Genomic DNA, 6,681 nt, shown 5'->3' on the forward strand with positions numbered 1-6,681 from the left:
GTGCCGGGGGGCAGGGGGAGGCGCAGGGCGATGTCGCCGTCCTCGCCGGGCGGGACGGCCCCGCCGTCCGGGCCGAGGACGCGCACGTCGTAGCCGGGCACAGGCACGGACGGTGAGCCGGGCTTGACCGGCATCGGCTCCAGCCCGCGCAGGTTCGCCACGATCGGCCAGCCCGTCTCGGTCTGCCACCAGTGGTCGATGACAGGGCGGTCCAGGACGCGCGACGCCCACCGGTAGGTGTCGGGGTCCAGGCGCTCCCCGGCCAGGAAGAGCGTGTCGAGGGCCGACAGGTCGTGCCCGGCGAGCAGCGCGCCCTCCGGGTCCTCCTTCTTGATGGCGCGGATCGCGGTCGGCGCGGTGAACAGGGCCTTCACCCGGTGCTGCGCGGCGACGCGCCAGAACGCGCCCGCGTCCGGCGTGCCGACGGGCTTGCCCTCGTACAGGACGGTCGTGCAGCCGGTGAGCAGCGGCGCGTACACGATGTAGGAGTGCCCGACCACCCAGCCGACGTCGGACGCCGCCCAGAACACGTCGCCGGGCCCGACGCCGAACACGTTCTCCATCGACCACCGCAGCGCCACCGCGTGGCCGCCGTTGTCGCGGACGACGCCCTTCGGCCGCCCGGTCGTCCCCGACGTGTACAGGATGTAGAGGGGGTCGGTGGCGGCGACGGGCACGCACTCGGCGGGTTCGGCGCCGGCGACGGCCTCGTCCCAGTCCACGTCCCGCGGCCGGACGAGGTCGGCGTGCAGCTGCTCGCGCTGCCGGATCACGCACCGCTCGACCTTGTGCTTGGCGAGGTCGAGCGCACGGTCCAGCAGCGGCTTGTAGGGGACGATCCGTCCCGCCTCGATGCCGCAGGACGCCGACACGACCGCCTTGGGCCGGGCGTCGTCGATGCGGACGGCCAGCTCCCGCGCCGCGAACCCGCCGAACACGACCGAGTGCACCGCGCCGAGCCGGGCGCACGCCAGCATCGCGATGATCGCCTCCGGCACCATCGGCAGGTAGATGACCACCCGGTCGCTGCGGTCGACGCCCTGCGCGCGCAGCGCACCGGCGAACCGGGCGACGAGATCGGTCAGCTCGCGGTAGGTGTAGGTCCGCACGGTGCCGGTGACGGGACTGTCGTAGATCAGCGCGGGCTGGTCGCCGCGGCCCTCCTCGACGTGCCGGTCGAGCGCGTTGTCGCAGGTGTTCAGCTCGCCGCCGGTGAACCAGCGGTAGAACGGGGGCGCGCCGTCGTCCAGCACCCGGTCCGGCGGGACGAGCCAGCGGACGTCCCGCGCCGCGAGGCCCCAGAAGCGGGTCGGATCGGCGATGCTGCGTTCGTACGCGGCCGCGTAGGCGCCCATGTCGTCCTCCCGGTGCGGGTCCATGGCCCCGCTCTGCGGTTCGGCCCTGTCCGGCGATCGGCCCCGTGCTCCGATTCGGGCCGCCCCCCTATAGGGCATGGCCGGGGCCCGGTTCGTCAAGGCCCCGCGCCGCCCCGCATCCGGCGGAGGGGCCCTCCGGCCCGGCCGTCCGCGAGGGCCTGGTCGGGGTGCCGCAGGCCGTGCACGACGGCGACGACGGCGGCCAGCGCGGCGCCCGCGGCGACGACCCAGAAGCACAGCACGTAGGCGTCCAAGGTGGGCTCGACGGTGCCGGGAATGACCTGCCCGGCCAGGATCGACGCGGTGATCGCGCCCGCGACGCTGCCGCCCGCGACGCGGACGAGCGAGTTGATCCCGCTGGCGATGCCGCTCTGGTCCATCGGGACGTGCTGGACGGCGAGCGTCCCGAGCGCCGCGTACGCGATCCCGAACCCGGTGCCCTGCAGGGAGCTGAACGCGAGGACGTCGTACACGTGCGAGTTCGACAGGGCCAGCCAGACGTAGCACAGCGCGACGAACACCGTCCCGAGCGCGAGGGTGAAGGCGGGGCCGATCCGGGCGGCGATCCGCCCGGCCATCGTGGAGAACACCAGCATCGTGACCGTGTTCGGGAGCATGTAGAGGCCGACGTCCAGCACCGACCCGTCCAGGCCGTACCCGACGACGCCCGGCCGCGCCTGCACGAAGCCCGAGATCAGCGTGAACGCGGCGAACATGGAGAAGCCGAGCAGGGCGGACACGAGGTTGGCCGACAGCGACCGCGGCCCGACCAGCAGGGCCAGCCGCACCAGCGGCGCGCGGACCCGCAGCTCGGTCGCCACCCACGCCGCGCCCAGCACCGCCGCGGCGGCGAACAGGCCGAGCACGCCGCCGGACGCCCAGCCCCAGGCGTTGCCCTCGCTGATGGCGAGCAGCAGGCAGAACAGCAGGCCGCCGAGCAGCGCCGCGCCCGCGTAGTCGGGCCGCCCGCCCGAGCGGCCGCCGACGTCCCGCGCCGCCGCGGCGACCAGCACCAGCGCGGCGGCGGCGATCGCGGCGGCGATCCAGAACACCGGGTGGTGGCTGGTGGTGCGGTCGGCGATCAGCCCGGTCACGATCATGCCGGCGCTGCCGCCGACGCCCATGGTGGCGCTGACGATCCCGATCGCCATGATGATCCGCTCGCGCGGGAAGGTGTCCCTGATCATGCCGATGGCCAGCGGGATCAGCGACGACGACATCCCCTGCACGGCGCGCCCGGCGATGAGCACGGGCAGCGACCCCGACAGCGCGCAGATCACCGAGCCCGTCACCAGCAGGCCCAGCGCGAGCAGGATCATCCGCTTCTTGCCGTACATGTCGCCGAACCGCGTGAGCAGCGGGGTGGCGACCGCACCGGCCAGCAGGGACGCGGTGAACACCCACGTCACGTCGGTGATCGGCGCGTCGAAGGCGCGCCCGAGCTGGGGCAGGAGCGGGAGCACCAGGGTCTGCTGCACCGACACGACCATCCCGGCGGCCGCCAGCGCGAGCAGCGTGCGGCCGGTCCGCGGCGGATGGGCGGCGGGGTGCCCCGCCGTCTCGCGCGCCGTGGTCGGGACCCCCGTCATGCACACCTCCACTTTGCTTAACTAAGTTAATGAAATTGTAGAGGGGTAGGGTGAGCGGCATGTCGGCACCGGTCCCGCAGGACGATGTCGCGGAGATCGAGCGGGCGCTGAGCCGGGTCGCGCACATGCTGACGCGGTTCCGGCAGCACGACCGCACGGTGCTCGCCGCGGGCGTCCCGGTCGACCGCGCCGCCGTCCCGCTGCTGCGCGCCCTCGCCGAGCACGGCCCGATGCGGCCCGGGGAGCTGGCCGCGCGGCTCGCCGTCGAGGCGCCGCACGTCACCCGGCAGGTCCAGCGGCTCGAACGGGCCGGATACGTCGAGCTGCTGCCCGACCCCGACGACCGGCGGTGCCGCCGGGTCGGGCTCAGCGGCTCCGGGCTGCGCGCGGTCGAGTCGATCCGCGCGTCCGGGCGGCGCTGGATCGCCGAGGCCCTCGCCGGCTGGTCACCCGGCGAACGCGAGCGGCTCGCCGGGCTCGTCCACCGCATGGTGGACGACTTCGAGGCGCACTCCGGCCACGGCGAGGACGCGCGCGGCTGAATCCCGCGTATGTGCAGGATCTGGTTTTGCGCGGGCCTCCGGCGTCCATAAGGTTGCCTTCCGTGGACGTTCGTCTGCGCTACCCCCGCTCTGATTTCCCCCGCACGGGGCCCTGCGCCCGTGCATGGAGAGGCCGCTGATGCAGGTCGTCACCACCGCCGGCCACGGTGGGCACGGCAAGTCCGCGCTCGTGCGCGCCCTCACCGGCAGGGACGCCAACAGCGGCAAGAACCCGGAGGAGCCCGGCGCCTGGACGGAGCTGCCCTCGGGGCGGCGCGTCGCGTTCGTGGACGTCCCCGGCGGCGAGCGCGACGTCCCGGCGATGCTCGCCGGCGCCGCGCCCGCGCCCGCCGTGCTGCTGTCGGTCGCCGCCGACGAGGGCTGGATGCCGCAGTCGCAGGAGCACCTGGACGTCCTCGGCGCGCTCGGCGTCCGGTTCGGCGTCCTCGCCGTCACCCGGTCGGACGTCGCCGACCCGAAGCTCGCGCTGCGGCAGGCCCGCGAGCGGCTCGCCGGCACCCCGCTGCGCGGCGTCGAGGCGGTCGCCGTCAGCGCCGGCACCGGTGCCGGGATGGACGAGCTCGCCGCCGCGCTGGACCGGCTCGCCGGGCGGCTGCCCGTCCCCGACCCGGACGCGCCGGTGCGGCTGTGGATCGACCACGCCTTCACCGCCGGACGCCAGACCGTCGTCACCGGCACCCTCACCGCCGGGACGGTCTCCGTCGGCGACGAGCTGCTGCTCATGCCCGCGGGCGAGCGCGTCCGCGTCCGGACGATCGGCTGCGCGGGCGAACCGCGCGAGACGGTCGGCGGCGTCTCCCGCGTCGTGCTGACCCTGCGCGAGACGGGACGCGTCGGCGCCGGCATGGCCCTCGTCACCGCCGGCGCCTGGACCCACACCACCTCCGTCGACGTCCGCACCCGCTTCGGGGAGGCGTCCGGGCGGCTGGCGCGGCGGATGACCCTGCACATCGGGTCCGCGGCCGTCCCGGTGCGGCTGCGCCCGCTCGGCCCCGACACGGCCCGCCTCACGCTGAACAGCCGGATCGCGCTGCACCTCGGCGACACCGGCGTCCTGCGCGACCCGGAGCGCCGGTCGATCGCCGGGGTGAGCGTCCTGGACGTCCGGCCGCCGACCCTCGTGCGGCGCGGCGCGGCGGCGGCCCGCGCGCGGGAGCTGGCGTCGTGGCCCGACCGGCCGGACGGCGCGATCGTGCTGCGCCGCCACGGCGTGCTCCGCCGCGCCGAGCTGTCGGTGATGGGCTGCGCGCCGCCGCGCGACGCGGTCGCGCTGAACGGCGAATGGCTCGCCGACCCCGCGCACTGGGAGTCGCTGTTCGAGCGGCTGGCCGAGGAGACGGCCCGGCGCGCCGCCGGGAACCCGCACGCGCCCGGCGTTCCGCTGGAGACCGTCCGGCTGCGGCTGGGGCTCCCCGCCCGGCAGCTCGTGGAGGCGCTCGTCCGTCCGCCGCTTCGGGTGGAGAGCGGACGCGTCTACGGCCCCGCCGGCGCGCGGCCGGTCTGGGCCGCGGCCGTCGAGCGCCTCAGGGCCGACCTGGCGGACGCCCCGTTCGGCGCCCCCACCGCTGACCGGCTGGCCGAGCTGGGCCTCACCGGCGACACCCTCGCCGCCGCCGGCCGCGCGGGCGCCGTCCTGCGGATCACCGTGGACGGCGACGACGGCGACGGCGACGGCGACGGCGACGGCGACGAGATCGTCCTGCTGCCGGGCGCCGACCGGGAGGCGCTGCGCGTCCTGTCCGCGCTGCCGCAGCCGTTCACGCCCGGCCAGGCAGGCGACGCCCTGGGCACGAGCCGCCGCGTCGCCGTCGCGCTGCTGCGCCACCTGGACGGCCTCGGCCTCACCGAACGCCGCCGTTCCTGACACCGCATGGCCCGGGGCCGCACGGGAAAACCGTTTGAACCGCGGGCCTCGGCTCTGGCGTCATAGATCACGGTTCGGATCCCGTCGAGCAAGGAGAAGGCATGCCGTACCAGACCATCAAGGGCGGCCGCGTTCCCATCCGGATGTGGACCGACCCGGACACCGTCGAGGACGTCGCCCTCGACCAGCTCCGCAACGTCTCCGCCCTGCCGTGGGTGGCGGGCCTCGCGGTGATGCCCGACGTCCACTACGGCAAGGGCGCCACCGTCGGCTCGGTGATCGCGATGAAGGACGCTGTGTCCCCGGCGGCCGTCGGCGTCGACATCGGCTGCGGGATGACCGCCGCGAAGTCGTCCCTCACCGTCGAGGACATGCCGGACGACCTGGCCGTGCTGCGCTCGCGGCTGGAGAAGGCGATCCCGGTCGGGCGCGGCTCCCACAAGCAGGCCGTCGACCCGTCCGCGCTGCCGAACCTGAAGGAGCGCGGCTGGTACGAGTTCTGGAAGTCGTTCGACGACCTGCACCCGGCGGTCCGGTCCCGCCACGGCCGCGCCCGCGCCCAGATGGGCACGCTCGGCGGCGGCAACCACTTCCTGGAGCTGTGCGCGGACGACGACGGCGCGATCTGGCTCGTCCTGCACTCGGGGTCGCGCAACATCGGCAACGAGCTGGCCGAGCAGCACATCGAGGCCGCCCGCAAGCTGCCGCACAACCAGGACCTGCCGGACAACGACCTCGCCGTGTTCCTCACCGGCACGGCCAAGATGGACGCCTACCGCCACGACCTGTTCTGGGCGCAGGAGTACGCGCGCCGCAACCGCGCCGTCATGATGGCGCTCGCGCAGGACGTCGTGACCAGGCGGTTCGGAGAGAAGCGCTGCAGGTGGGACCAGGTCATCTCCTGCCACCACAACTACGTGGCGGAGGAGGAGTACGGCGGCGTCGAGCTGCTCGTCACCCGCAAGGGCGCGATCCGCGCGGGCGCGGGCGACCTCGGGATCATCCCGGGCTCGATGGCGACGGGCACCTACATCGTCCGCGGCCTGGGCAACGAGACCGCCTACAACTCCGCCTCGCACGGCGCGGGCCGGAAGATGAGCCGCAACAAGGCCCGCAAGAGCTTCACCGTGGACGACCTGATCGAGCAGACGAGGGGCGTCGAGTGCCGCAAGGACAGCGGCGTCATCGACGAGATCCCCGGCGCCTACAAGGACCTGGAGACGGTCATCGAGGCCCAGTCCGACCTCGTCGAGGTCGTCGCCCACCTCCGCCAGCTCATCTGCGTCAAG

The 6,681-nt window shown here is 74.6% G+C and carries 5 protein-coding genes; 3 read left to right on the forward strand and 2 right to left on the reverse strand.

Features of this window, described 5'->3' with window-relative positions; translation table 11 throughout:
- Both ETD83_RS37950 and ETD83_RS37955 read right to left on the reverse strand, forming a co-directional pair.
- Nucleotides 1-1,355: AMP-binding protein (locus tag ETD83_RS37950; protein ID WP_138650034.1), on the reverse strand; the 1,355-nt coding region annotated here is incomplete at its 3' end.
- A 116-nt stretch (nucleotides 1,356-1,471) separates the two neighbouring features.
- The gene (locus ETD83_RS37955) at nucleotides 1,472-2,965 is read right to left on the reverse strand and encodes an MFS transporter (protein WP_138650030.1); all 1,494 of its coding nucleotides are present in this window, start codon (nucleotides 2,963-2,965) and stop codon (nucleotides 1,472-1,474) included.
- Nucleotides 2,966-3,024: 59 nt separating this feature from the next.
- On the opposite strand from ETD83_RS37955, the gene ETD83_RS37960 reads away from it, so the two are divergent.
- The 3 genes from ETD83_RS37960 to ETD83_RS37970 form a co-directional block, all read left to right on the forward strand.
- Nucleotides 3,025-3,507 carry a MarR family winged helix-turn-helix transcriptional regulator gene (locus tag ETD83_RS37960; RefSeq protein WP_138650031.1) on the forward strand — a complete coding sequence of 161 codons (483 nt, stop codon included), beginning with the start codon at nucleotides 3,025-3,027 and terminating at the stop codon, nucleotides 3,505-3,507.
- Between the two features lie 139 nt (nucleotides 3,508-3,646).
- A complete protein-coding gene (locus ETD83_RS37965) occupies nucleotides 3,647-5,392 on the forward strand; it encodes a SelB domain-containing protein (RefSeq protein ID WP_138650032.1) in 1,746 nt (581 codons plus the stop codon).
- Between the two features lie 101 nt (nucleotides 5,393-5,493).
- Nucleotides 5,494-6,681, forward strand: a 1,188-nt coding sequence (locus ETD83_RS37970; RefSeq protein WP_138650033.1) for an RtcB family protein, incomplete at its 3' end; no start/stop codon positions are given.

This window comes from Actinomadura soli (genome assembly GCF_005889715.1).
Taxonomy (GTDB): Bacteria; Actinomycetota; Actinomycetes; order Streptosporangiales; family Streptosporangiaceae; genus Spirillospora; species Spirillospora soli.